Below are 26,338 nucleotides of genomic sequence, written 5' to 3'. Positions count from 1 at the left end.
GGTGGCGTGAAGGAAAGTACGCTTTCCGCGCCAGCAATAGGAGCGCTCACCGACTCCTACGGCGCTGCACCATGAGCGCCTTCTTGGTGTTAGAGATATGTGCTTCGAGAAGATCGACGGCCTTTTCAACGTTCCCGGCGCGGCAAGCTTTTAAGATATCCACATGCTCTTCTTGCGGCGTTTTCTTGCCTGACGCCATAGAGACTTGTGCCCGGACGAACAAGCTCACCTGCCCGTAGTTGCCTTCGATAAGAGACAGCAATCTAGGTAGATTACAGGGGATATAGAGGGTTTCGTGAAACTTCCAGTTCATCTCCGCCCATTGAGCGGGGTCGCTTTTCTTGTCGTATTCCACGAGAATACGTTTGGCCTCATCAAAATCACTCTGAATCATATTAGGAATGGCTAGACGCAACGCGCGGCACTCCAGCGCAATGCGAATTTCCATCAATTCGATCACCTCGGCCGAAGTGAATGAGACTACCTTGGCGCCCCGATTGTTTAGGAGCGTGACCAGACCCTCCGCCTCGAGGTGTCGCAAGGCCTCCCTTACCGGAATGCGGCTCGTTCCGAATTTGTCCGCCAATTCCTCTTGGCGAAGCTGCTCGCCGGGGGCGAATGTCCCAGCAAGAATGTCAGCCCGGAGAAGCTTTCTCACCGTCTCAGTCGCCGAAGGCCTTTGTTGATTGTCCAGTTCTGTCACAAACTTCGCCTCAAATGTATCCTCTTTGCCGAAATTATATACAAAAGGAGGACGAAAGCAATTCGCTCACCCGAACATCAAGCGTTTCTGGGCCTTCCGACCTCCGTTGTTCTCCCTAAATACCCACCACCAGCAGATGTTGATTCTGACAGATTGTATTGACTACTCATCCAGAAGGCTATCGACTTCCGACCACTGCACAGTTTCGAGTTTCATCAGCATATTCCAAAGATCCCTGGCTTTCGGCTTTCCAACAGAAAGCGCTGCACACGTTTCGAATTTTCGTCGGAGCCTTTCAGGCGGAGCCGGATATTGATGGTTGCCGACCGCCACGCTTTGCCGCTTGAGATGGATCTTCCCCGACTTGTGAACCGCTTCGATTTCGGTAAAGGCGGCTCCTTTGGTATAGACCTTTTCGAACTGCTCCTTGGTTGACAGGTCGGGATGAACATAGGCATTGACTTTGCCCATGCGGCCGCGGATCTCATTTCCGGCAACGGACTGGTCGGAAAAACTCCCAAGCGTTACGTCGCCATGCGCCAATGCCGCCGCTATGCAATACGGGATGCTGAACCTCGCCTGCAGTGCATCTTTCGGATCGTTGTATCGCATTAAATTCAAAGCATGGTAGCTGACGCCCACATTGATGACCTCGAGGTCGTCCGCCACGATTTCGCCACTCGCAATACCCTCCGTTACAAGATCCAGGGCCGGATGTACAAGCGAGCATGTCGGATAAAGCTTGGGGTTATTGCGGATGAGTTCGAGGGATAGGCCAAGATCGCGGATTGCTTCGTCCGCGTTCAGCTTTTCTGGATCTGTAAAGAGATCGAAAAACCCCTCGTGCCCCTCGATCGCATTAGGGCTTGATCGCATTCCGGCCTTAGCAAGTTTGGCGGCAAGGACGCCGTTCTGCGCTGCGAATCCTGCATGTAGCGGTTTGGTCATGTATCCGAAGTTTTGACGTAATCCAGATGCAAGCGAGGCTGCAATTCCGAAGGCTTCTAGCATGAGCTTGCCATCAAGCCCCAACAGGTTTCCGGCGGCAGCGGCAGCTCCGAATGTCCCGAGCGAGGAAGTTGTGTGCCAGCCACGACCATTGTGTTCATAGGTTACGGCGATGCCGAGACGGCCTTCCATCTCGACACCGGCCGCATAGGCCGCAATGATATCTGCACCCGAAGCTGCCAGTTCGTCTGCGAGCGCAAGGATAGCGGGCAATACTGGGGCGGATGGATGCCCCACCATCGCATAATTACCGTCGTCGAAGTCATGCGCATGAGCCATAGCGCCATTGGCCAGAGCAGCATTTCGAGCTGTCGTTCGCAGCGCAGTATTCCAGACACGTGCCTTTCCTGGTTCTTCGGCGAAGAACCCGCCCATGACTCCCGCAACTTCCTCAGCTTTCGCCGCTAGGGCAACAGACAACGTGTCGGCAATGCCCCTCTTTGCGGCCTCGACGGCGGCAGCGGACATTGATTCGAACTTCAGCTCCGCGCAGAAGTCAGCAAGGATGCGGCCGACTTCCGGTCGCTGCTTTTGAGAGTCTGACGCTCTTTTCGCGTTCATTTTGCTTCCTTTTGCTTATCTATCGATTATGCCGACCAGACGTTTTTGTCCGGCCAATTCGGTTCGAGCTCGATTGGCATAGGTCCGCCATTTTTCAAATCGCGCCTTCGGTGCGCGGCAGCGCGATCCGGCCGCTTACGCATCCAGTTCGGCGAGAATTCGCCGTACACTTTCGAACCTCCCAATCGTCTTGCGATCCCAAATCTAACTTTTTCTTAGTTCGACACTCCGTCGATACGCAGCGCTGGTTGCAGCGCGTACTATCTTGGGAAGGGCCCCCTCACGCTCCATTTCGATCACGCCAGCCTCAGTGGTCCCTCCCGGACTTATGACGGCTCGCTTGAGCTCGGAAGGCGAGCGCGGATCAGCTGCTAACATCGCCGCCGAACCCAACATCGTCTGCGCAACGAGCAACTGAGCGAATTCTGTATCAAAATCCAGCCTCGCCAGCCGCTTGCGCCGCTGCTCAGCAAAAGCGAAAATATAGCGAGGCGCGCAGGCGTAGAACGGCATAGCCTTGTCAATCAATGCCGCGTCCACCACCCATTCAAATTTGCCGACTGGCGCGAAGACTTGCTCTACGGCCGTTTTTGCCGAGATTGGAAACGTCTGCCCGGTTACGCCGAGGCTCGTCCCTTGACCAACAAACGCAGGAAGGTTGGGCATAACGCGCGCCACTCTCGCACTGCCGCATACCTCCATTAATCGCCCAAGCGGCATGCCGGCCATAACCGAAAGAACCGGACTCTCGGCCAGCAAGCGTCGATGTCCATCAGAGAAAGTTGCAACATTCTGCGGCTTCACCGCCAATACGAGCAGATCGTAGCCTGATGATGAACTCGGAGCGTCCGGCAAGATTGATACGCCTTGAAGACCACGCACAGCGTCTTCCACTCGGCCGACATCCGGATCAACCAAGATCAATTTTAAATTAGGTAGTGCTTGGCGTACTCCTCGGATAAGAGCCGAACCCATATTTCCCCCGCCGAAGAACAGCAGTCGAGTGGACTCCTTCATCACCACCATTTCCCTATCCTGCTGGTCCAACTTTGAGATCAGGTTGCATCTGCACCGGCACGGAATTCCTCGTACATTGCCGTGCCACGCACGCCGACGAATCTGAATGGCTCGGGCGGCAGCCATCCGGGACGGCCGAGCGGTCCAGTCACCGTTTCTTGTGCGACTTTGCCGGCGACTAGTTCGGCAAGACGGCGCCCCAATGCGGTACCTTTCGCGACACCAGAGCCGTTATAGCCGGCACTTATAAAAAGCCCCTGCTCCAGCTCTCCCCAAAATGGAGCGCCTCCACGCGTGACGTCGGTAACTCCGCCCCATACGTATTCGAAGTCGATATCCGCAAGATGCGGATAACGACGGCGAAACCGATCGAGCAATCTTCGTCGGATTACGCTCTCCTTGAGCTCGGCCTCATAGGAATAGAGGCTGCGGATCATACAGCGTCCGTCGGAAAGTCTACGAAGGGTGCTACCACCGGCCCGTTGGGCCGACGTCATGCCCCATTCCGGAAGACTACCGAGCAGACGTGCCCTGTTGCCCAGCCTTTCCGTCACGCCCACATAAGTAAATAAGGAAACCAACCGATCTTTGCCGTATCCCAGCAGCTTAACAAAGGCATTGTTGGCCAGGATGACGTTCCGCGCGGATATCCGCGCCTGCGGACAAGTCAAGTGCCAACGCTCACCTACTTTTTCGATGTTGCTGACAGTGGTTCCTTCATGAAAGACAATGTCAGAAGGTAGATGATCTGCCAGACCGCGCACGAGCGCAGCCGGCTGAAATAGATGTGTAGACTCGGATCGAATGGCCAACCGATAAAAGCATGTGCCGGTTAGCTCTTCCAAAGCATCTTGTTTGTAAACCGGAAGCGTGCGGCCCTGTGTCGATGCGCTCTCGCTCATTCTCAACAGAGCCGCAGCGGCTCGCTCGCTTACAGCGGCCTTGAACGAACCGACCTGTCGAAGCCCGCAATCGATCCCGTACCGGGCCACGAGGTCTTTCAGCCAAGCCAAACCCTCGGCATCAAATACGGCTATGACGTTCTGTTTGCTTAGAGCATCGGCTGAGGCGTCAGCTCTGCTGGCCGATGCCATACTCACCGTTGGCAGATCGCTGCCAGAAAAGCCGGAATTCCGACCTGAAGCATTCTCGCCAACTGTTCCGCCGTCAATGATGAGAATATCAGTTTCGGGTTCCAGCTCTTTGAGCCTTCTTGCAACAGCGAGCCCAGTGAAACCTGCGCCTACAACGGCATGATCGACGCTCAGCTTTCCGTTGAGGGCGGGCCGGCAAATGCGAGGCGGTAGCATCGCGTTCCAACCGCTTCGCATCTGATACGTGCTTGCGCGATACATATCCGTTCTACTGTGCGAAAGCCGGCTGGCGTTTGACGCTCGACAGCCGGTTGAAAGTAAAAGGAGAAGGATCGACGATAGGTTTTTCGGAAGTAACCAGATCAGCCGTCAGATGCCCGGCCGCAGGACCAATCCCAAAGCCGTGACCGGAGTACCCGCTACTGATAAAAAATCCCGGAATGGTGTCCACTGCCCCAATGACCGGCTTTGTATCGGGCATGACATCGATCAGGCCGGCCCAGGTTGCGGCAACTCTCATATTGGCGAATACGGGAAACTCGCGACTGATATTACGCTGCGCCTGACGAAGATCGTATAGTGATGGCACGGGATCCAGGACACGTGTCTGTTCAAAAGGCGTTTGTTCATCCATGCGCCAGCGCGATTTCTGAAACAGCTCCGCAAGCGTGCGCCGCCCCAGACGCAGCCGTACATTGTTTCCACCAGTCAAAATCATCGGCAAATAGTCGACGAGATAGCGGAAACTGTCGGGCACGATTTCCGTTCGATTCCACGCGCCGTAACCTATGGTGAACCCTCCATCGTGCCGAGTGCGGATCGAAAAATCGGGGCCCTTGATCGACGTTTTTGGAGCCCCTTCCAACGGGTACGCTCGGACAAGGCTCGACATTGTCTTGAGTTGCGGCAACCGCAAACCCATATTGTTACAAAAGAGCGAAGACCAAACTCCGCCCGCCAAAACAACTGCTTCGCAAGATACTGGCCCGAGCTCCGTCACAACGCCACAAATGCGTCCCGCCCGGGTTTCAATTCCTCTCACAGCGCATGACACGACAATCTGCGCGCCGAGCGCCCTCGCCGCGCTTGCGTACGCAGCAGCTGCCAATGATGGCTCCGCCCTGCCGTCATTGGGAGAATACAGGCCGCAAGCCCACGGTCTTGACGCGCCAGGCAGCAAGGCTCGCAATTCAGCCCCTGAAACGATGCGAGCAACGATATCGTCGGGACAGGTGTTGGCGAGCCAGCTTTCACAAGCTTCTGCTTCCTCGTCGCGCTTGAATACCGTCAAAATACCCGTCTGTTTAAAGCCGACACTTTGGCCTAGCTGCCGCTCCAGATCGTTCCAGATTCGCAAACTTTCCCGGATCAACGGCATTTCTTGAGCGTCGCGCTTTTGAGCGCGAACCCAACCCTGGTTGCGTCCGGATTGCTCTGCTCCGATAAGTCCCTTCTCGCAAAGCAAGGTTGGAACCCCTCGCTTGGCCAGGTAGTAAGCAGTTGAACTGCCGATAATTCCGCCCCCTATCACGATCACTTTGGTTGAAGCGGGCAGTTGGGACATGACGAACCAGCAAAAAGTCAGGGCGAGAGACTTGGTGCATACTTAACTTAGCTATTGGATACAATCAACCAACTTCTGCGTCGAAAGGTGAGAGGGCGCTTGGATCGTACTCAAGATCAAAGCATTGCTTCGGGTTTTGGCGGAAAATCGCTTCGCGTGGGAACAATCCGGCTATCAATCAGGCGATGCACACGACGCAGATCCTTAGGCCCCCGATGTAGACTGCGAAGCGACGCCAAGTTGTCAGCGTCTGCCCGTACACGGCGGCCATGATGACGCAGATATTCGATCCACGTTGGCGAGTAGTAGCTTTCAACCCAGACGAGTGGCCGTTCAATGTCTCGTAACAAGGCCCAACGACGGGCCCAGTCACGCAAACGGATACGACGCCGTTCTCGCATCAGCTCAAGAAAGCGAAGAGTATCCTCGTGGGCAATTTCATACTCTATTAAGACCAAGACCGGCCCCGAATCCGGCTTGATCTCGACCATAGGCTCGGGCGCTTGGAATGGTCCGATGGGATCGAGATCATCGCCGGACAACGCGTGAAGCGGATATTGAAAGCCCAAGACCGCTCCGATCATCATTACGGTCCCTGCCGCCACGAAGGCGATCGAAAGACCGTGTGAACCTGCAACTTCGCCCCAAAGCCAGGATACAAGGGCCATCCCGCCGAAAGTCGCGGTCTGATAGAAGGAGAGCGCTCTTCCAACCACCCACCGTGGCGTGACAGTTGCACGGTGACGTTGAATAAGGACAATGAAATGACCCAACAGGCACCGGCGACAAGTAGTGCGATGCAGCTAAGGGGCATCGAAGTTGAAGCGCCCAACAAGATGAGCGCGAGCGCAAAATTCGCGAAAGTTGCGCGAATGACAACCTCGTTATTGAACTTGCGGACAATGGCAGCGTTTGCCAAGCCGCCGCCGATCGCACCGAAGCCAAAAGTGCCCAACATCATGCCGTAGGTTAGTGCCGTTCCCTTCAACGTGTCTCGTGCAACCAACGGAAGCAGAGCCAAAACGACGACACCGGCCAAGTTGAAGATCGCCGTTCGTAGGAGAACTCTCAAAAGATGGGGAGACACCCTGATGTAACGAAGGCCGGCACCAATCGCTGCTCCCACATGCTCGGGGGGAGCTCCGGCTTTGGATAGTGCGGCTTCCAATGCAAGAGCGCGCCTATCAGCGGCAGTGTGAGAAGAACATTCGCAGCGAACGCCGCGGCGGACCCTGCCACTACGACGACCAATCCGCCCGAGGCAGGGCCAACGCTGCGCATCATGTTGAAGCTGAGCCCATTCAAACCGACCGCGCCGGCAACATCTTCCTTTGAGATGACATCGCCTATCGAGGCTTGCCACGCGGGATTGTACAGCGCGTTGCCACAACCGATTAGAAATGTAAGGGCGAGAAGAAGCCAAGGATCCAGAACATTGAAGCAGATAGAAGTCGCGAGAACCGCGGATACTAACACCATGCCACCTTGTGCCATGATCAATATGCGACGACGACTATAATTATCCGCCAGCGCACCCGCTATCATCGAGAAGATCATCACGGGAAGGGAATTCATTGTCTGAACCAGCGCCACCATGGCCTGCGAACCCATCATAGTGGCCATGACCCAGCTGGCGCCCACCGACTGCACAAGCGTCCCGAGATTCGACATCATCGTCGCGATCCAGAGCGATCGAAACGCCTTTTGCTTTAATGGAGACAGAAACAGGGGAACCGGCACAATTGTCTCGGTGATGCTTTTGGCAACACTTGTCGCCTTCGCGATATCAAGATCGCTAGTCCTCCGCCAAACTGAGAACGCGCGCCCAATTGCGCGCATCGACCGACAGCATTCCGCTTTCATGCACCGCTTGGCGACGCCGATAGCGGTTATCGGCCGGCATGCGAGTTGATCCTGCGTGTTTCAATTCCGCTATTAGCCTCTCCAACTGTCCCTGGAACGAAGCATTCCCGCCAGCACCGGGATCAAGGGCCAAAATGAATTGCCCGGCATTCGAGGTCTTCGCCCCAGGAAAGTTGGAAGAACAATCTTCAAATCCGAAGGTGCCGCCGGAGAGTGCCGCCACCAGAACCTCGGCCATAAAGGCAAGCGACGCTCCTTTTGCTCCGCCGAACGGCAGGAGCGCCCCCCCGTCCAGTATCGCCGCCGGATCAGTAGTTACGTCTCCGTCCCTGTTAATTCCGACCCCTGAAGGAACGGGTCTACCAGCGGCAGCGTGCAGCAGGATGTCGCCGTGCGACATGATGCTCGAAGCTTGGTCCCACACCAAAGGCGGCGCGTTTGTCCTTGGACAGGCAAATGCGATCGGATTGGTGCCGAGCGTCTTTCGCTTACCCTGCCAAACAGCCATATGGCTGCGACTGTTCACCATCGCAATTGAGATCAGACCGGCGCGCGCCAGGGGTTCCACGTCCTGCCACAAAGCACCAAAATGATGCGAATTGCGGACAAACATCGTCGCGACACCTTGGCTCCGAGCCATACCAGCAAGACGGTTCGAGAAGGCGCGCGTTGCTTGTTGAGCAAACCCGTTGTCAGCCTCAACCGCCAAACAGCCGGGCCGCGTCTGCTCGCAAGCCGGTTTAGCTGCAGTATTAATCCAGCCGCTGGATATGCTTGAGACATAGCCGGGCAAGCGATGGATCCCGTGGCTTCTACTGCCGTCGATTTCGGCGCCGGCAACCGTTTCGGCAATGATTCGTGCGATGGGTTCCGACAGTCCCGCTCTGCGCAAGGCCGAAGCTAATTTGGGTTCGAGGATCTCTAGCGGGATCTGAATTTCGTCGTCCGCTACGGTCAAGTGACGCTCCGCGATGAACGCTGTTCTATTCGACAAGCTCTGTCAGTGGCGTCACTTGTCCACCGCCTCTCTCAATCGTGTCGCGCAAAGTCTTGGCAATCTCGACCGAGCCAGGCGTATCTGAATGAACCAGAATGCTTTTCGCATCCAACTTGATTCGTTTTCCCGTGATAGCTGTCACCGTGCCGTCATTCAAGAACTGGCTTGCTCTCGCGGCGATTTGATCGAGATCGTTGATGACTGCTCCCTGCTTCTTTCGCGAAACGAGCGAGCCGTCTTCCTCGTAGGCCCGGTCGGCATAAATTCGTCCAACAGTCCGCAACCCGATCTTCCGCGCGTAAGCTTGCCAAGGGCTGCCGGGTTCTCCCGGCACGATGATGTCGGGATCATAGGCTTTGAAAGCATCGAAGATGAGCTGAAGATATTCCGGTGTTTCGCGCGACATCATGCCAAAGACGCCATGCGTACCGGCATGTGTCACCTTATAACCTTCAGCCTTGGCGATCGCCGAGAGAGCGCCCAACTGGTAAAGTGCGTGTTTCCGCATATCGTGGGGATCAATCTTCATCGGAACACGACCGAAGCCTAGTAGATCGGGCAGGCCGACATGCGCTCCTAGCGCCACTCCCCGCGCTCTCGCCTGCGCCGCCATGTCGGTCATGATGACCGCATCACCCGCGTGAAAACCGCAGGCCACATTCGCGGACGAAATCAGCGCCATCAGAGCGGCGTCATCGCAAAGCCGCCAACGCCCGAACCCTTCTCCGATGTCAGAATTGATATCGATTTTCATCGTTCGCCATCCCTGCCTCGGTTTCTCGCGAAATGCGCGCTGGTACGCCGCCGTTGTCGGCCGTCGCTATCAGGCAACCCAGCCTGTCCAAATATTTCACGATCTCAGATAGAGCCTTACGCGCTTCGGTTACCGAACATTCCACGAAACGGAACACGCTGCCTGGCCGCGCTTGGGCGACGCGCCAGAGATCGGCTTCTATGACGTAACCAATTTTCGGATAGCCACCCGCAGAGTTGCCGTCGACCAATTGCACGATAGGGCGCCCGCCTGGGGGCACCTGGATCACCCCGGGCGTGATCGGACATGATCGCATTTCTCCGGGGTCGGTACGCATCAGTTCGGCGCCATCCAATCGATAGCCCATTCTATTGCTCTGAGCGGAGACCCTCCAGGGATCACGCCAGAACGTTTGCTGCGACCTAGATGTGAAATCATCATATTCTCCGGCACGAACGACGCGGAGAACAATATCGTCCTGCTCCGCTAATGCGTGAAGTCCGCGTTCGAGAACGTTGTCGGGCGGCAAGACGGAGAGTTCGGGTTGCGGCTGCGCACTCTTTTTCAGAGCGCCTAGCTTGTCGCCTACGCGAAGCATGCGCCCTTCCAGGCCACCAACGCGTTGCCTGAAATAGGTGCTGCGGGATCCCAGCACCTCGGGAACGTCGATGCCTCCGGGCACACAAAGATAGGCTCTAAGCCCCATACGTGCCGGTCCAATCGCCAGCTCGTCGCCCGGCGCAACCGCGAAACGCGACCATGGTGCGACTTGACGTTGGTTGAGAACGGCCTGACAATCGGCCCCACACAGTGCAACCATGATTTGCTGATTGAACAGCAACCGCATGGGACCCATCTGGACCTCAATTCCGGCGGCCTCAGTGGAATTTCCAAGCAAGATGTTGCCCACCGATAGAGCGACCCGGTCGGCCGCTCCCGTTCGGGCAATTCCATGGTGACGTTGCCCTATCCGCCCCAAATCCTGCACAGAATTCAAGGGAAGCGTTTGAAGCACTTCGATCATGTCTCAACCCGTTCGATTCGGAAACGAATGCAGTCTCCCAGGTCAAGAACGTTGGGCGGCGTTTTGCTGAAGTCGAACGGTATGGGCGATGCCGGTGCATGTCCGAGTGCGTACCAGCCGCTTGGAACGAGCGAAGGCTCCTCCCCCGGCTTCAACGGCGGTCCAAGAGACGTCTGCGCTCCCGCCATGCTCAAATTTGGACCATTGGGTACCATTTGAGGTTCAGGCCGGCGTGGCAGGTGCAGCCGTCTATCCAGTCCGAAGAGAAAGCCGAAGCCTGGACCCGTTCCAGGCGCAAAGACAGTGTAATTGCCTGCCGAATGCAATTCAGCCACCCTGCTCGGCGATACTCCGAGACGATCGGCAACTTCGCGCAGGTGCCGACCTGCAGCTCCCCCGTAAACGATCCCGATTTCGAGTGTGCGGCCATTACCGGACCAAGCGGTCGTTCCATTCCATTCCGCCAAAAATCTCATCGCCAAAGGCTCGGTGTCCGTTGTCAAAGGGTCGACAACGATTAAGAGGCTGTTCAATCCCACCTGCGCGTCAGTCACCTCTTGCCAATTCCGGACCGTTCTATCCAACGCCCAAATGCGTTGCTGCGTTTGCAACGAAAGTGGCCCTTCGGCATCGAGCAGCAGAGCCGAAGCACCGCAGTGACTGACCCTCGGTGCATCAAGAACCACTAGCTTTGCGCACATGCCCGTACTTTGTCCGTCACTGCAGCTCTTCAAGGCCCAATAGAATTGGTGTACCGACCCGGTTCAGCCTGTCCAAATGTTGGAAACGTGTCAAAATAAGATCCGACCTGGCGGAATCGAACATTCCATCAGTACACGCCCGATATTTCCGCTCCAGATGTTCCCAACTGACGGGGTCGCTGCTCGAGCCGATATAATTGGATTTGCGCCGTTTAAAGAGACTCCCGTCTCGCCGCATGACATCAACTTCGGTAAAGGCTTTTCCGGCTCTGTAGAGCGGCTCGAAAAGCTCTGGCGTGCTCTGGTCTGGATGAACATAAGGTTCAACCGACTCCATTATCTTGCGCGTCGCGGGATCCTTGAGCGCATCGGGAGTGAAATCGGCTAGCGTGACGTCGCCTTTTCGCAGTGCCACAGCCACGCAATAGCTGTAGCTAAATTTTGCCTGTAAGTGACTTTCAGGCCGATCATAACGCATGATGTTAAGCGTTTGATAGCTGGTGCCGCAACGCACCGAGGTTATATCTGCCAGATCAAGCTCTTTATTTCGGAGGCCTTCGACAAGCACGTCGAGAGCCGGGAGCACCATCGCGCAAACCGGATATAGCTTGACGTTGATGCGCATCACTTCAAAGGGGGCTCCCATGTCGCGCATTGCGTCTTCAAAACAGATCACACTCAAGTCACCGAATAGGTGCATGAAACCTTCATGACCCTCGATGGCAGTCGGGCTTGCGTCGATGCCAGCCAGAGCCAGCTTTGCGGCCATTACGCCGTTCTCGGCAGCACGGCCGGCGTGGACGGGCTTGGTCGACGTTCCAAAGTTCTGACGGATGCCACAAGCCATCGAGGCGGCGATCCCCAACGCATCTCTGGTCTGCTGCGCGTCCAAACCCAACAGCTTTGCCGATGCAGCCGTCGCTGCGAAGGTTCCGAAAGTCGACGTCGTATGCCAACCGTTGGCATTATGTTGGTAGGTCATCGCCCGCGCAATCTTGGCGCCGACTTCCATCCCAGCCACATACGCGGTGATCAGTTGTTCGCCCGAAACGTTGCGCTCGTCGGCCAGCGCAAGAAGCGCCGGAACCATGCCAGTGGATGGATGGCCAAGCATAGTCGCGTTGCCGTCATCGAAATCGTGCACATGAGCTGCCACACCATTGAGAAAAGCCGCCGTTCTCGCCGTCGTGCGCAAGGAAGTGCCGATAACCAGCGATTTGCCGGGTTCATCGACCAAAGCTTGACGCGCCCTGCTTGCGGCCGCCTCGCCTGCGCCCGCAAGCGTCACAGACAACGTGTCTGCGAAAGCGCGCTTGGTCGTCTCCACCGCCTCTGTCGGGATGTCGGAAAAGCGCAGTTTCGTAACCCAATCAGCAAGGAAGGCGGTCACGGGTGGACGTGATCGCGTCGCCTCGGCGGCACTGGAAGTGATCTCGTTCATATTATGATACTTCGAATTTGGTTCAGCGTAAGGCTAGAACCGCGGAGCGGATCGCTGCCACGGCGGTACGCAAGTCGTCGTCCGACGACGCGATGGAGATACGGAAGTAAGGAGAAAGGCCATAGGCCGCGCCTTGTACAACTGCGATGTCGGCCTCGGCCAGTAAGTAATCGCACAGAACGCTATCAGACGAGATTCGGCCGCCTGCCGGCGTCGTTTTCCCAATCAGATCGGTACAGCTCACAAAGATATAGAACCCTCCCTCAGGGCGCTCGGCGGAAAGACCTGGAATTGCCTTGATGATCGGTAAGACAAAATCTCGCCGCCGGTGGAACACAGCTACGCGCTGGGCTAAGAAATCTTGTGGCCCTTCGAGTGCGGCCAGAGCAGCAGCCTGCGCGATTGAACATGCGCCACCCGTCGCTTGCGACAAGACTCGAGTAATGTCCCTGATCAGCCAATCCGGCCCGGCGCAATAGCCGATACGCCAACCCGTCATGGCGTATGCTTTGGAAACGCCGTTGACCGTCAGGATGCGCTCCCGCAAATCGGGCGCAATCTGCGCCAAGGTGTAAAACGGCCGCCCATCAAACCGAATGTGCTCATAGATGTCATCTGACAAAGCAAGGACGTTAGGATGGCGACGCAATATTTCGGCGAAGGAAAGCAATTCCGCCTTTGAGTAAATTGATCCCGACGGATTGTTTGGCGAATTCAAAAGAAGCCAACGCGTCCGAGGTGTGATGGCCGCCTGTAGTTGTCCAGGCTGCATCTTGAAGTCACTTTCGACGCCGCACGCGACTATCACCGGCTGTCCGCCGGCGAGCCGCACCATGTCTGGCATCGGCACCCAATAGGGTGCAGGTATAATGACCTCGTCGCCGTCGTTTAAGGTTGCGGCGAAGGCATTATATATACTTGGTTTCGCGCCCGGAGCGACCACGATCTGATTGACTCCGTATTCCAAGTCGTTGTCGCGTCTCAGCTTGCGCGAGATGGCCTCGCGCAGCTGAATGGTACCCGTATTGATGGTATAGCGGGTTTCTCCAGCTCGGATCGCCGCAATTGCCGCTTCCTGAACGTGCTCTGGCGTATCGAAGTCAGGTTCGCCCTGTGCAAGGCTGATAACGCGCTTGCCTGAGGCCACTCTCAACTTTGCTTTTTGAGCCATGCTCTCGGAGACATCGACCTGAATCTTGCCAACCCGCTTCGATCTGCTTCGTGTATTCAAATTAGTCACCGCTTCCTAGTCCGTGAGAACGACGCCAGGCTTTCGACCCGTCTGCGCGCGGGCTCGGCTGTCGCAGCCTCTTATTTGATGAGCCAAGCGTTGAACATTTCATTCGACTTGGACAAGTTTTCACCCCAGAAGCTGACATCGAGGGGCACGAGCTGCTTAAAGTTGTCAGGCTGCGTCGGGATCAAATACAAGATCTTGGGGTCGATATATTGGTAGGCGCTGATCGAAGCCGTTCCGTTCAGGACGCGCGCTGCACGCGCGGCTTGTCGCTTCGGATCAAGAGTGAATTCGATGAGCTTCTGAACCATCGCCACCTTCGGATTCCCTTTCGGAATCGACCAGCCATATGCGGTGTAATAGCCTTGATTCCATAGGATCTTAAGATCCTCTCCTTGCACGATAAGCTCCGCTGCCCGGTTGACATAGGTCGCGGTAATGTCGATTTCGCCGCTGTGTAACAGCTGCGCGCTCTGCGGCGCCGTCGTCCACCACATAGCGATCCGCGGTTTGATTTGATCGAGCTTCTTGAATGCCCGAATCCAACCGGCATCTGTTTTCAGTTCGTTTATGATGGCCTGGCCGGGCTTGACGCCGTCGGCGCGCAATGCCCACTCGATGTTGTCCCGGCCGCTGTTGCGGAGGGACCGCACGCCAGGGATCGCTTTGTCCCACATGTCCGCAACGCAAGTCAGATCTTTCCCGGTCGCGGAGGTCCGATAAACCGTTGAATAGGCTGATATCGAGTCGGGCACAAAACCGGCGAGGTTCCTCAGCTCCACCGGAAGGTCGTCATACAGGTGTTTTGGAAGGGTGATCTTTTCAACCAAATCCAAAGCCAAATATCGAACTGCTTCGTCCATGCCTGCGCCAATGCAAGCATCGAAGATATAATTCTTCGTGTCGACCATCGACTGCATCTGGGGCAGCGGCTGCGCGGCTCGCACCACGGGAACGACCGTGATGCCGGTAGCCTCCGTGAAAGGAGTGTAAAAGAGCTCCTTATAAATCTGAGATACGGAGCCACCAGCATCTGCAATGTAGAGAGTTTCGCCCGCTGCCGAAGCGCGACCCATGATCGCGGGTGCTGCTAACGTTGCGCCCGCCAGCATTGTGGTCTTAGTAAACTTTCTTCTGTTCATTTCTGGCCTTCCGTTAGCGACTTACGCCGACCGCGGATTTCATCGAATGTCGTCGGAGGCAATCATCCCGGGGCGTTCAAAGGGATGGTCGTTGCCGATAGTGCCGATCATCATTCGTCATTTCACAAGCCACTGATTGAACAGCTCATTCGATTTCGTGAGATTCTCTCCCCAAAAAGCCACGTCCAACGGGACCATCTGCTTGAAATTATCTGGTTGCGTCGGGACGTACTCGAGCACCTTCTTGTCGATAAATTCGAAGGCACTTTTCGAGGCGCTTCCTTGCATCAACTCGGAAGCAAGCGCGGCTTGACGCTTCGGATCCAATGAGAACTCGATGAGCTTCTGCACCAAATGGACCTTTGGATTGCCTTTTGGGATGACGTACCCATAGGCAGTGTAATAACCTTCGTTCCAAAGCACTTTGAGGTTCTCACCTTGCCGGATCAGCGTTGCAGCCCGGTTCGCATACGTCGCTGTAATATCGATCTCCTGAGCTTGCAGAAGCTGAGCGCTTTGTGGGGCCGTACTCCACCAAGTCAGGATTTTCGGTTTGATCTCATCCAATTTTCGAAATGCGCGCTCCCACCCGGCTTTTGTTTTCAGCTCATTGATAATGGCCGGTCCCGCGGGAACGCCATCCGCTCGAAGCGCCCATTCTATGTTGTCGCGACCGCCAGTACGCAGCGAGCGAACTCCCGGAATGGACATGTCCCAAATATCGGCAACTCGTTTCAGATCCCGTTTTGTCGCTAACGGCCGATATACCGTCGCAAACGCTGCAACGGAGTCCGGATAGAAGCCCGGAACATTTCTGATGGAGTCAGGAAGGTCGTCATATATTGACCTCGGCAACTCAATTCGTTCGCTGAGCCCCTCAGCATCGTAGCGGACACCTTCATCGAGACCGGCGGCCCCATGCACATCGAACGTATAGTTCTGCGTTTCCACCATGGTCTTCATCTGAGCCAGCGCTTGGGCTGGCCGAACGACCGGAACGACATCAATTCCCGTGCTTGCAGTAAAGGGCGTATAGATAACCTTCTTGTAGGACTCGGTGTACGCACCGCCCGCATCCGCAACATAGAGGGTCTCACCGGCCGCCGATGCGCGTCCGACGATGGCGGGTAGTGGGAAAGTCGCGCCGGATAGCGCAGCTATCTTGACGAATTGCCTTCTATTCATTGTTGGCCTCCTCACTAACCATTGCCTCGAACTGACGGCTCTAATGTCGGCCCATCCAACCGATGCAAGCGCTACACGCGTCTGGACGTCCCGCCAACGGAATTGGCTATGAGCATAAATCCGAGAATTAACGCCAGGAGTAGCGTCGACACTGCTGCCAACTCCGGTGACGCCCCGTACACTGCCTGTTGGTATAGCTGCTTCGGAAGCGTGGTGAAGCTGCCTCCCGTGACAAACAGAGAAATCGTCACTTCGTCAAACGACTGGATGAATGCGAAAAGAAACGCGCCATAAACTCCAGGCTTGATGATCGGCAGCATGATATATCGGAAGGTCTTGAATTTTGACGCGCCCATCGTCCATGCGGCATAGTCCAACGAACGATTGTAATTTTTGAGCACGGCCATCAGTGACATCGTGGCATAGGGCAGCGCAAACACCATATGCCCCATGATCAATCCGACCCATGTGCCAATCAGCCCGAAGCGGGCATAAGCGTAGAACAGCGCGACCGCCGTGATGATATGAGGCAGAAAAATCGGAATGGTCAGCAGCAGAATTATCAGGAACTTTGCCCTCGTCTTTTGACGAACGAGAAATAGTGCCGCCGGAATAGCGATGGCAATGGCCATCAAGCTGGTGATGGCGGCGATGCCAACCGATCGCCAGAAAGCCAATACCCAGATTGGTGAGCTAAGGACCGACGTGTACCATCGGAGTGAGAAACCCTGGGGCGGCCAGCCGAACAGAAGGCTGTTAGAGAATGAAATCGGAACGATACAGAAGATCGGAAGTATCAAGAACAACGCAATTGCCAGCGAAACCATCGACAGAATGGGTCTACTCACCCTTTGCCTGAGCTTCACCGTCCGTCCCGTCAGTTTTTCGGCGACCAATCCGAAGCTGGCGGTAATCCATGAAATTCCGTTGATTAGTTTCATTCCGCCACGGCGGAGCATTCGGTTCAGTCTCGACGGATGCTGGTCGCCCTCTTCTCCGGTCAGAATGTGCATTCCAACCACCCGATCAAACAGAAAGAAGGAAATAAGTGTTGCCAGCAACAGCATGGCGGATATCGCCGCAGCGAAGTTCCAGTGCAACACCTCGGTAACTTGTTCGATGATCAATTGAGCGATCATCGTTTCCCGAGGACTCCCGAGCAGCTGCGGCGTGATGAAAAACCCAAGAGCACTCACAAAGATCAAGATACCGCCGGCCGCCACTCCCGGTAACGACAGAGGAAAATAGACCCGCCAAAAACCATGGGAGGGGCGGGCACCCAGCGTGCTCGCCGCTTTTTCCAAGTTCGGCTCGATGCCCTCCATTACGGAGTACATCGTAATAATCGCCAAAGGCAAAAGCGAGCTGCTCAGGCCGATCATCACGCCGTTCCAGTTGTAGAGGAAGGCGATCGAATGATCGAGCCAGCTCAACTTCAAGCCGGTTACGTTGATCAAACCGCGGCGACCGAAGATAATAATCAGTGACAGATTGCGGATCAGAAAGCTAGTCCAAAGCGGCACCAGAACGGACGTCAGGATTGCTGCTCGAACCCCTGCATTTGCTTTGGAGAGTGCATATGCAACGGGGTAACCGAGCGTCAGGCAGATCCCGGTGGCCCAAGCAGCGGTTTGAATCGTTCGCACGAGCACGCTAACGTATAGATTGGTCTTAAATACTCGCGAAAAATTCTCTAGCGTCAGCGCACCGTGAGCGTCAAAGAGGCTGAGAACAAGAATTCCGCCGACAGGCAGTACAAATACGACGGATAGAAACGTCAGCAGCGGTGCTATCTGAAGAAACGGCCAGCGCGCTAGCAATTCGCTCAGAGGTAGGCGCCGATCTGATCGCGGCCATGATCCCGGGATGGTCGTCCGATCTGTCACGTTCCTACATCCTTTATTTCTACCGACCGGGAGGCGGCCCAGCTCAAGATGCAACGTTGACCGTTCTCGATATCGTGAGGAGCCTGTGCATTCAGAACAAGGGCTGAAAGGACGCGATCGGACGCCGACTTGAAGAAGTACCGGGTTGTCGGCCCAATATTGATGCGCTCAATAAACGTCGCTTCGGTCCGGTGGTGCGCGGGAACGACGTCGGCGTTGACGCGAACGTATTCAGGTCGAACCATCAGTCGCGTTCCCGCCTGCATGGGCGTCACGTTGCCGCTTGCATCGCTCACTTCGCCAGCCGCCATGATATTGGACTGTCCGATGAAGTTAGCGGCGAAGACCGTCGAGGGGCGATCGTAAATTTCGTTCGGTGGTGCCAGTTGCTCGATCTCGCCACCGTTCATCAGACAGATCCGATCTGACATGGCCAACGCTTCTTCTTGGTCGTGGGTCACGTAGATGATGGTCGTCTTTAATCGCTTATGCAGATGCTTGATTTCGATCTGCATCTGCTCGCGCAAGTTCTTATCCAGCGCGCCCAAAGGTTCGTCCATCAGTACGATCGACGGCCGGTAGACCATTGCGCGTGCGAGAGCCACGCGTTGTTGCTGACCACCCGATAGCTCCTTGGGCACACGCTCGGCAACGTGAGGTAAGCTGATGATCTCCAACATCGACTTTACCCGGTCGCGTATATCAGCCTCCGGCATCTTCCGCATGCGCAGCGGAAATGCGAGGTTTTCCGCGATACTCAAATGAGGAAACAAGGCATAGTTCTGAAAGACCATGCCAATATCCCGATAAAACGCGGGCTCGTTGGTAGCTCGACGACCGTTGATGTAGATCTCGCCGGAGTTTGGAGGGGTTAGTCCGGCGATCATGGTTAGGAGCGTCGTCTTTCCGGAGCCAGAAGGGCCCAATAGAGTCAGAAATTCTCCTTCGGCCACATCGAGAGACGTCGGCTTCAAAGCGTCGAACGCACCGTACCGTTTCGAGAGGTTTTCGATCTTGAGCTTCATTCGTATGCCCGCTCTAACGATGCGCAGGAACTGAGTTGCGGGGCGGTCCCGCCAGGAATGAAATGCTGCGTACAATCGTGTAGTTCAACAACCCCTCAGCCCCACCCTCACGCGCATACCCCGAGTCCTTTGTTCCCCCAAAAGGCGTCTCCGGCAGCGATGACGTGAAGTGATTGATCGCAAGGTTTCCGACCTGCATGTGGTCGGCGATGTAGCCGGCGTAGTCAGCCGAATGAGTCATCGCGTAACCCGCAAGCCCATAGGGCAGTTCGTTGGCGCGCTTGATCGCGTCTGGCAGCGAAGTAACCGAATTTACGAGTGCGACTGGGCCAAACGGTTCTTCCTTCATAATACGCGCATCCGCGGGCACGTCGGCCAATACCGTAAGAGGCCAATAGTAGCCGTTATTCTTGATGCGCTCCCCACCGGCAACAAGCCTGGCACCTTTCGCGATCGCCTCGCTGACGAGTTCCTGTATCGCAGCAAGGCGCCGTGAATTGGCTACGGGCCCCATCTGCGTGGCCGGATCGAGGCCATTGCCGACCTCAATTTTTCGAGCCGCCTCGCCCATGTTGTTGACAAACTCTCCATAAATGGAGTCGTGGACGAACCAGCGTGTCGGTGATGTACAGATTTGGCCCGAGTTGCTGGCTTTAGCGGCAACCGACCTGCTCGCTGAATCGAGCGGATCGACATCGTCACAAATTATGACCGGCGCATGCCCGCCCAATTCCATAATGCAGGGCTTCATATGCATTCCGGCTTGCGCGGCAAGTCCCTTGCCAACTGGAACGGAGCCAGTAAACGCAACCAGTCTGATTGACGGGTGTCCTATCAAATAGCGCGAGATATCTGCGGGAATGCCGAATACCAAATTCAACACGCCATCTGGCAGTCCGGCTTTCACAAAGGCTTCCGCCAGATGCACGGCAGCCGCCGGTGTTTCCTCAGAAGCTTTCAGGACGAGACTGCAGCCTGCCGATAGCGCACCGCCAACCTTCCGGGCGACTGAACTTAAGGGATAGTTCCAAGGACTAAAGGCCGCTACAGGGCCAATCGGATAGAGTTGCACGGTGTTTCGATACCCGGGCTCGGACGGAATGGTCCTGCCGTAAAGTCGGCGTCCTTCTTCCGCATCCCATTCCAACACCTGACATGCCCGCCGAACTTCGGTCTGCGCGTCGCGTAGCGGCTTGCCTTGCTCCAGAGTGATATCGCGGGCCACCACATCGGCATTCGCACGCAGGTTCGCCGCGGCTTGACGAATTATCTCGGATCGCCGGGCCGCTGAGGTCAGTGACCAAACGTTGAAGCCGTTCGTTGCAGCATCGACGGCAGCGGCAAGATCGGCCTCCCTTGCCATAGGAACGATCCCCAGCACGGCTTCGTTTGCGGGGTTCAATATCGGAGCGCCGTTACGTTCGATCCATTTTCCACCGATAAACAGCCTTATTGGGGTGTGCCCAGTCATCGGGTCACTCCGAGGAATTTTCGTGTGTCGGCCACCACTTTTGCCGGACTACGCTTACGCCACGGCGCGCGCTGACCTGGCGGACGGTTTTCGATTTCTGGGTGGATCTTATTCCAGACGAAGACGGGCCCGTCCTTCGCCAGGATTTCTGGCAGGGCGGCAGTATATGTGGCTAGATCATCGAAAAAATAAGTGCGATTGATGCCACATCCGCGAGCCACAAGGTCATAAGCAACGTTCTTCGCGTTCGGTACGGGCTGTCCACCAGTTGTGGCATAGCATTCGTTGTCCATCAAGAAGTAGTAGTAGTTTCGAGGCGCCTTTTCGGCGATCGTTGTCAAGATGCTGAGGTTCATTAGTAGATCGCCCTCAGAATCGAAAACGACTACCGGCTTCTCAGGTTGGGCCAATGCGAGCCCAAAACTAAAGCCGGCATGACCGCCCATGGAAGGATCACCGACTGGAAGGTCCGCACCTCCTTCGCTGATGTCCAACCAATATTGACCCGAGCGACCCGAGACGACGAGCGCATTCCTGCGATGAGGTGCGAAAGCGTGGACAAGATCTTTTGTGTAAATCATCGACCCGCGCCTCAATTAAAACCGTGAAATTCGTCGGCGATCAGTACGACGACTGGGCGCTGAGTTAGTTCAGACTCGGTGAAAGCGAGCGAGATGCGATCGGCGTCCGCATTACTTTCCACCATGTAGAACTTGATTCCGAAAGCGAGCAGGAAGCGTTCTGTATATTCGGCCGCGCTATCGTGATTGACGCCGTGCCGCGTGTAACCGCGGTAACCAACCAAGAAGACGACCGGAACGTTCAGATTGAGCAGCCAGCCGCGCATGGAATCTCCCGATTCCATCATGCCGGTATTCTGCACCAACACGATCGGCTTTGCTCCTCCTGCGAAAAGTCCGGCCGCTATTGAGCAGGCATGCCCTTCGCGGGCGACGCCGACCAAGCTCAGCGATTGCTCCTCCTGCATTTTCAAGAACAGCCAGTTCGTCTCGCTATCTGGCAGCCAAACAACATGCGACACGCCGTTTTGCTTCATTTGCGCAACGACCGATTCGGGACTCAGTGCCGCGGCTTGCTCGTCACTCATCATCGTCCTCTTTTCGCCGGCCGCCATGGGAGCGAGGGCCCGCGGCCCAATTTGTATCCGAGACGTTAATTTAGGATACGATTAAAGGGCCTCCGGCACATTCGTGTCAACCTGAATGTGACGAAATCGTAATTTCCGAATGGAATCCTCATTTTCAGAAAGCCACGAACAATGCCCGAAACTCGGCAAGCCCCCCAAAAGGGCTCGGTCTGCGACAAGTCATTGGGGGGATCGCGAACGGTTTCATATGTATCCGGGAGGGATTGCTACGGCGCCCCCTCGTTCGCGGTCAAACGCTTGCGCAATCCGGAAGGCCGTTGCATCACCAAAACGGCGGACGGTAATTTGCAGACCTACCGGCATAAGGGCTGCGAGCCCCATGGGTATCGATATAGCGGCCAAGTCCATTAGATTGGCTATACGGGCGAGGAGACCAAAAGGTGCGGTTTGCTCGTGCGCCCCCTCGATCTCTGGAGTCACGATCGGAGCCGAGGGCAAGAGAAACGCTGCTGCGCCTTCCAGATAACGATCGAATTCCACCTGCATTTCGCGGCGGGTTGTAAGCAGGCCGAAATAGTCCCTCGCGCTGATGCCACTGCTTTTGCGCATTCGCTGCGCTATCAAACGATCAACTCGACTGTCGAGCCCCTCGATGTATTGCGATAGCCCATTCCAGCCTTCGGTCCCCGTGATACCGGATGCGTGAGCCGCATATTCTTCGTGACTCCGAGGCATGGGACGCACATCTATGTGAGCGCCTAGTCTCTTGAGGTCGCCCAGTGCCTTATGGAAAAGGTCCATAATTCGGGGGTCGACGAATTTGAGCTGAGAGTCAGTTGGCGCTCGCAAGATCAAGCCCTCGACGCCAGCCGTTAACTCGCCAAGAGGATTTATGCGCCCAATTCCGTAGGTCGAGGGATCCTGGGGATCCCGCCCTTGCAAGGCATCGAGTACCAACGCGGCATCCCGGATGCTGCGGGCCAACGGACCCACAGTGTCAAATGTCGGCGCCAATGGAAAGACGCCGCCCCGGCCGACCAAGCCGAGCGTACTCTTGTGGCCAACAATTCCACAAAGCGATGCGGGGGTACGAATTGAGCCGCCGGTATCGGTCCCGAGCGCAACCGGCACGAGCCCCGCCGCGACCGCGACTCCCGATCCGCTGGATGATCCGCCGGGTACTCTCGCAACCGAGGTATCCCAGGGATTCACCGGCGTACCGCAGACGGGATTGCACCCCCAACCACCAAAAGCGAATTCAACGGTGTGCGTTTTCCCGATGAGAACCATTCCTCGATCGAGGAGGCGCTGAACAGCGTGGGCTGTGTTCTCCGCAGGGGTCGATGCGGTCGCAAGCGATCCGGCCCGGGTCGGTCTCCCCTTGACATCAAATAGATCTTTGACCGCGAAAGGTATCCCGTCCAGCATATGCAAAGCGTTGCCGCCCGCACGCCGTGCATCGGCGGTCTTGGCAGCTACGCGAGCCGAATCCGCGTAGATTGCGACGAAGGCATGGAGCTGCGGGTCGAACTTCGCAATCCGCGCCAGAAAACGCTCCGTGATCTCGAGCGACGTGACCTGCTTGGTGGCCAATGCGCGCGAAAGCTCCCCGATCGTAGCGAACGCGACGTCACCAAGGGGCAATGTATGGCTGTCACTCATCGGAGTTCCCAACTAGTCCAACGCTAGGCGCGTATCTCTCAAGCAATGCATCAATCGGTCGGGCGCAGACATCAAAGCAGCCCCGCGCCCACCGAGCCCAGATCAGGGATCAACGAAGGATCCGTGAACCTGTCCATTGTGAAGACAGCCGATCCGGGCAACGGCTTATCCGCAACCCATGCGGCCGTTTGCTCTCCGACAGCGCAAGCCATCATCGTGCCAAAGCCGGAAAGACCGACGCACATATAGGAGCCTTCCGGTCCCATGGGCCCGACCAGCGGCCAATTGTCGTGGGTCCGCGTATACCAGCCGCTATAATGATGCAGACCGCGCGTCAGCCGTCCGATATAGGTCCTGAGTCCGGGGTTGAGCCTCGAAGCCCCTCGAAGCACAATTTCGGGAAAGCGGTCGTCCAGCGGAACGTCCCAGGTCGCGTTTACCTGCGCCCTCTCGTTGTAGGCCCATCCGAGCCGTAGCCAGCTGCCGCCGTCTCCTCCGTCGGGACGGCAATGAATTGCGCCGGTCATTGGTTGTGTGAGCCAGGCAGTGTCTGCACTGGCCCGAAGCAGGCTAGCTTCTTCTTCCGTCCAATTGATCATTTGATCATCGAGGTCGATCGAAAACGGCATGTCCCGAGGAATGACCTTGTGAACATCCTCGAAGGCGATTTTCTGCTGCATCACATTGAATAGGGGCAACTCGACGTCGAGCATGGCGGCAATGTCGTTCGCAAAGGGACCCGCACAGTTAATTAGCTTGACCGCTCGGAGAGTCTTAGAGGTCCCCTCGTCCTTAAAAGCGATAGTAAACCCGCCTTCTCGCTCCGCCTTAATGCCGTCGACCATGCCCTGCATGCGGTGCGCGCCGACGCTGCCCGTGTATTCCAGCATGAAGGCTCCCATCTGCTGCCCCGAAATGTCGCCGGCTTGGCGTACATGCAGGATTGTTCGCAGGTCGCGATCATAATTGGGAAACAGCGATTGGATCAGCTCGGGATTGCGAAGCAGATCGAAGCCTCGTGGCGCCAGCGTCCAGTCAGCGTCTGCGGGTCGTTGATAACTGCGGCTCGTGGTACCCTCATGGATCCGTACCTGCTCATCGAATTCCGCACCCAAGCTGAAGCGCAATCCCTCGATCAGCTCGGAGGCATCTGTCTTTCGCGACGCCAAGACATATCCGCGTCGAGTCATGTTCAGCCGATTGCCCGACTCTCGCGCGATGTCTTCCATGAGCTGGATGGAACGATCAGAGAGACGAACCATCAGTGGATGGGTCCACCAATTTCGATAATTCTCGCCAGACTGAGCGGACGTGAAGGCCATCGGAGGGCCTTGGTCGATGAGCGCGATATCAGTGATGCCGTGGTGTTTGGCCAGATAGTAGGCGACCGCGATACCAATCGTACCGGACCCGATGATAGCGACCTCGGCGCTTTTCACGCTCGCCATATTTTGCATCCCTTCTATTGTTTTTGGATACATTTTATATTGCCACACCGCAACTGATTTCGCATCGCCGATCGCGTTTTACGGAAGGGTTCCAAAGCGCCGTTTCGAGGTCACACGGTCCGTGGCGCGTGGCGCCTCAAGGAGAACGGCCTCGCGGTCACATCGGAAGGTCTTGGAAGGCAAAGCTCCCAAATCCCACAGGCAGGGGAAAGCGTTGAAACTATATGATGCCGCGCTCGGGCAGAGGGGCGTCGTCGATCAGTCGCTGCCAACCGAAACGAGTTAAATCCAGCGTTTCGTATCGTCCCTTCAGGATAAGTTCGGAAATCGCCAGACCACAGCCGGGCGCATGCATCAGGCCGTGACCTGAGAAGCCCGCCAGCATGTGGAAATTGCCCAGACCATCGGCCCCCGGCCCGATGATGACATTGCCGTCGAAGTCGTTCTGATCATAGAGACCCGGCAAAGTTGAACGGCATTTCGTCCGTTCGAACTGCGGGAAACGGTGCGCCAATGCTGGCCACACAACTGATTCGAAATAGTCGTAGTCGACCTCGAAATTATAGCCCCGCGGTTCCGCGAGCGTCGGAACACCGCCTGAATAGCCGGCGCCTTCGGGACGGAAAGCTAATCTTTCGGGGTCTTTGAGGTAAGGCAGCGGCTCGATGGGTTCTTGCGTTTCGAAGTAATGTTCGAAACGCCGCAGCGGGGTGATTGGAACATCGAACCCCAGTTGCTTGCAGATTTCCTTTGCCCACGCTCCTGCGCAATTGATGAATTGATCCGCTTCAATCTGAGCGCCGGATGCCACTCGGGCATGCGTTACAGCATGAGCGGCGCGGTCCATCCCCACCACATCGTCGGCAAGATATTTGACGCCGAGAGATTGCGATTTCTTACGAAAACCCATCAGCACACTATGCGGATCCAGCCAGCCGTCATCGGGAGAATGGACGCCGGCGCCAAGGTCCGAAACGTTCATCGAAGGGAATTTCTCTTTCAGACCGTCCGGCGTCAGCCATACGACATTGCAACCTTGATCTCGTTGAGCGTCGTAATTTTGACGCAACATCCCCGTCGCACTAAGGGGCACGATGAAGAGGTAGCCATTTTTCTTAAAGCCGATCTCGGCATCCACGCCTTCGATCGCCATCGTCTTCGGAAATGACTCAAAGAAGGGGATTGAGAAATTTGAAAGCTGGATATTCTCGGAAAGCGCGAAAAGACGTCGGACGCCACCAGACGCCCGTGGCGTCGAGGCTATCGCATAGGTCGGATCGCGCTCTATCACTATGACATCTGAAGCCGGCGCCATGAGCTTGAGAAAATAGGCAGCCGCGGAACCGATGGCTCCGCCCCCAATAATTGCGACATCATATTTCATTTTCCTACCTGCCCGAGTAGAGTAGATGGTGTGATACTATGCCAACGCCGTGCGCCGATGCCG

General features: G+C 56.2%; 21 protein-coding genes and 1 pseudogene. All 22 read right to left on the bottom strand.

What is annotated here, in order from left to right:
* Positions 1-46: 46 nt before the first annotated feature.
* Positions 47-703, bottom strand: coding sequence for a GntR family transcriptional regulator (locus tag XH89_RS37265; protein WP_128929610.1), 657 nt, complete (start codon positions 701-703; stop codon positions 47-49).
* Positions 704-865: 162 nt separating this feature from the next.
* Positions 866-2,272 (bottom strand): MmgE/PrpD family protein, encoded by a 1,407-nt coding sequence (locus tag XH89_RS37260; RefSeq protein ID WP_128929611.1) that lies wholly within the window; start codon positions 2,270-2,272, stop codon positions 866-868.
* A gap of 204 nt (positions 2,273-2,476) precedes the next feature.
* Positions 2,477-3,298 carry a pyrroline-5-carboxylate reductase gene (locus tag XH89_RS37255; protein WP_164933845.1) on the bottom strand — a complete coding sequence of 274 codons (822 nt, stop codon included), beginning with the start codon at positions 3,296-3,298 and terminating at the stop codon, positions 2,477-2,479.
* A gap of 29 nt (positions 3,299-3,327) precedes the next feature.
* A complete protein-coding gene (locus XH89_RS37250) occupies positions 3,328-4,644 on the bottom strand; it encodes an FAD-binding oxidoreductase (RefSeq protein WP_128929613.1) in 1,317 nt (438 codons plus the stop codon).
* A gap of 7 nt (positions 4,645-4,651) precedes the next feature.
* Positions 4,652-5,947: an FAD-binding oxidoreductase gene (locus tag XH89_RS37245; RefSeq protein WP_128929614.1), complete on the bottom strand. Its 1,296-nt coding sequence runs from the start codon at positions 5,945-5,947 to the stop codon at positions 4,652-4,654.
* Positions 5,948-6,063: 116 nt separating this feature from the next.
* Positions 6,064-7,618 (bottom strand): annotated as a pseudogene (locus XH89_RS37240) (MFS transporter).
* A 124-nt stretch (positions 7,619-7,742) separates the two neighbouring features.
* Positions 7,743-8,768 (bottom strand): Ldh family oxidoreductase, encoded by a 1,026-nt coding sequence (locus tag XH89_RS37235; protein WP_164933844.1) that lies wholly within the window; start codon positions 8,766-8,768, stop codon positions 7,743-7,745.
* Positions 8,769-8,793: 25 nt separating this feature from the next.
* The gene (locus tag XH89_RS37230) at positions 8,794-9,561 is read right to left on the bottom strand and encodes a LamB/YcsF family protein (RefSeq protein WP_128929616.1); all 768 of its coding nucleotides are present in this window, start codon (positions 9,559-9,561) and stop codon (positions 8,794-8,796) included.
* A complete protein-coding gene (locus XH89_RS37225) occupies positions 9,539-10,585 on the bottom strand; it encodes a biotin-dependent carboxyltransferase family protein (protein WP_128929617.1) in 1,047 nt (348 codons plus the stop codon). The genes XH89_RS37230 and XH89_RS37225 overlap by 23 nt, the downstream gene beginning before the upstream one ends.
* Positions 10,582-11,286, bottom strand: coding sequence for a carboxyltransferase domain-containing protein (locus XH89_RS42195; protein WP_128929618.1), 705 nt, complete (start codon positions 11,284-11,286; stop codon positions 10,582-10,584). Before XH89_RS42195 ends, XH89_RS37225 begins: the two co-directional genes overlap by 4 nt.
* A 16-nt stretch (positions 11,287-11,302) precedes the next feature.
* Entirely contained in the window at positions 11,303-12,727 is a 1,425-nt protein-coding gene (locus XH89_RS37215; RefSeq protein WP_128929619.1) for an MmgE/PrpD family protein, read from the bottom strand.
* A gap of 22 nt (positions 12,728-12,749) precedes the next feature.
* On the bottom strand, positions 12,750-13,967 hold the full coding sequence (locus XH89_RS37210) for a pyridoxal phosphate-dependent aminotransferase (RefSeq protein WP_128929620.1): 1,218 nt from the start codon (positions 13,965-13,967) through the stop codon (positions 12,750-12,752).
* Positions 13,968-14,038: 71 nt separating this feature from the next.
* The gene (locus XH89_RS37205) at positions 14,039-15,106 is read right to left on the bottom strand and encodes an extracellular solute-binding protein (RefSeq protein WP_128929621.1); all 1,068 of its coding nucleotides are present in this window, start codon (positions 15,104-15,106) and stop codon (positions 14,039-14,041) included.
* 117 nt (positions 15,107-15,223) lie between these two features.
* Positions 15,224-16,291, bottom strand: a complete 1,068-nt coding sequence (locus XH89_RS37200; RefSeq protein WP_128929622.1) for an extracellular solute-binding protein — start codon at positions 16,289-16,291, stop codon at positions 15,224-15,226.
* 71 nt (positions 16,292-16,362) lie between these two features.
* A complete protein-coding gene (locus XH89_RS37195) occupies positions 16,363-18,177 on the bottom strand; it encodes an ABC transporter permease subunit (protein WP_164933842.1) in 1,815 nt (604 codons plus the stop codon).
* Entirely contained in the window at positions 18,174-19,202 is a 1,029-nt protein-coding gene (locus XH89_RS37190) for an ABC transporter ATP-binding protein (RefSeq protein ID WP_128955179.1), read from the bottom strand. Before XH89_RS37190 ends, XH89_RS37195 begins: the two co-directional genes overlap by 4 nt.
* 13 nt (positions 19,203-19,215) lie before the next feature.
* Positions 19,216-20,673, bottom strand: coding sequence for an NAD-dependent succinate-semialdehyde dehydrogenase (locus tag XH89_RS37185; protein WP_128955180.1), 1,458 nt, complete (start codon positions 20,671-20,673; stop codon positions 19,216-19,218).
* Entirely contained in the window at positions 20,670-21,254 is a 585-nt protein-coding gene (locus XH89_RS37180) for a thiamine pyrophosphate-dependent enzyme (protein WP_128929626.1), read from the bottom strand. The genes XH89_RS37185 and XH89_RS37180 overlap by 4 nt, the downstream gene beginning before the upstream one ends.
* 11 nt (positions 21,255-21,265) lie before the next feature.
* Positions 21,266-21,781 (bottom strand): thiamine pyrophosphate-binding protein, encoded by a 516-nt coding sequence (locus XH89_RS37175; RefSeq protein ID WP_164933841.1) that lies wholly within the window; start codon positions 21,779-21,781, stop codon positions 21,266-21,268.
* 243 nt (positions 21,782-22,024) lie between these two features.
* Positions 22,025-23,443, bottom strand: a complete 1,419-nt coding sequence (locus XH89_RS37170; protein WP_128929628.1) for an amidase — start codon at positions 23,441-23,443, stop codon at positions 22,025-22,027.
* Between the two features lie 71 nt (positions 23,444-23,514).
* Positions 23,515-24,891 (bottom strand): FAD-binding oxidoreductase, encoded by a 1,377-nt coding sequence (locus XH89_RS37165; RefSeq protein ID WP_128955181.1) that lies wholly within the window; start codon positions 24,889-24,891, stop codon positions 23,515-23,517.
* Between the two features lie 220 nt (positions 24,892-25,111).
* Entirely contained in the window at positions 25,112-26,275 is a 1,164-nt protein-coding gene (locus XH89_RS37160; protein ID WP_128955182.1) for an FAD-binding oxidoreductase, read from the bottom strand.
* Positions 26,276-26,338: the final 63 nt, after the last annotated feature.

This window comes from Bradyrhizobium sp. CCBAU 53340 (genome assembly GCF_015291645.1).
Taxonomy (GTDB): Bacteria; Pseudomonadota; Alphaproteobacteria; order Rhizobiales; family Xanthobacteraceae; genus Bradyrhizobium.
The sequence above is the reverse complement of the archived record's forward strand: the minus strand, read 5'-3'. Positions and strand labels throughout refer to the sequence as shown.

Bases quoted from the DNA above. Each gene is read 5' to 3' on its own strand.
- XH89_RS37180 (WP_128929626.1), bottom strand. From the start codon at position 21,254: ATGATTTACACAAAAGATCTTGTCCACGCTTTCGCACCTCATCGCAGG.
- XH89_RS37255 (WP_164933845.1), bottom strand. From the start codon at position 3,298: ATGGTGGTGATGAAGGAGTCCACTCGACTGCTGTTCTTCGGCGGGGGA.
- XH89_RS37250 (WP_128929613.1), bottom strand. From the start codon at position 4,644: ATGTATCGCGCAAGCACGTATCAGATGCGAAGCGGTTGGAACGCGATG.
- XH89_RS37160 (WP_128955182.1), bottom strand. From the start codon at position 26,275: ATGAAATATGATGTCGCAATTATTGGGGGCGGAGCCATCGGTTCCGCG.
- XH89_RS37200 (WP_128929622.1), bottom strand. From the start codon at position 16,291: ATGAATAGAAGGCAATTCGTCAAGATAGCTGCGCTATCCGGCGCGACT.
- XH89_RS37245 (WP_128929614.1), bottom strand. From the start codon at position 5,947: ATGTCCCAACTGCCCGCTTCAACCAAAGTGATCGTGATAGGGGGCGGA.
- XH89_RS37215 (WP_128929619.1), bottom strand. From the start codon at position 12,727: ATGAACGAGATCACTTCCAGTGCCGCCGAGGCGACGCGATCACGTCCA.
- XH89_RS37225 (WP_128929617.1), bottom strand. From the start codon at position 10,585: ATGATCGAAGTGCTTCAAACGCTTCCCTTGAATTCTGTGCAGGATTTG.
- XH89_RS37175 (WP_164933841.1), bottom strand. From the start codon at position 21,781: ATGAGTGACGAGCAAGCCGCGGCACTGAGTCCCGAATCGGTCGTTGCG.
- XH89_RS37190 (WP_128955179.1), bottom strand. From the start codon at position 19,202: ATGAAGCTCAAGATCGAAAACCTCTCGAAACGGTACGGTGCGTTCGAC.
- XH89_RS37230 (WP_128929616.1), bottom strand. From the start codon at position 9,561: ATGAAAATCGATATCAATTCTGACATCGGAGAAGGGTTCGGGCGTTGG.
- XH89_RS37185 (WP_128955180.1), bottom strand. From the start codon at position 20,673: ATGACTGGGCACACCCCAATAAGGCTGTTTATCGGTGGAAAATGGATC.
- XH89_RS37260 (WP_128929611.1), bottom strand. From the start codon at position 2,272: ATGAACGCGAAAAGAGCGTCAGACTCTCAAAAGCAGCGACCGGAAGTC.
- XH89_RS42195 (WP_128929618.1), bottom strand. From the start codon at position 11,286: ATGTGCGCAAAGCTAGTGGTTCTTGATGCACCGAGGGTCAGTCACTGC.
- XH89_RS37170 (WP_128929628.1), bottom strand. From the start codon at position 23,443: ATGAGTGACAGCCATACATTGCCCCTTGGTGACGTCGCGTTCGCTACG.
- XH89_RS37205 (WP_128929621.1), bottom strand. From the start codon at position 15,106: ATGAACAGAAGAAAGTTTACTAAGACCACAATGCTGGCGGGCGCAACG.
- XH89_RS37165 (WP_128955181.1), bottom strand. From the start codon at position 24,891: ATGGCGAGCGTGAAAAGCGCCGAGGTCGCTATCATCGGGTCCGGTACG.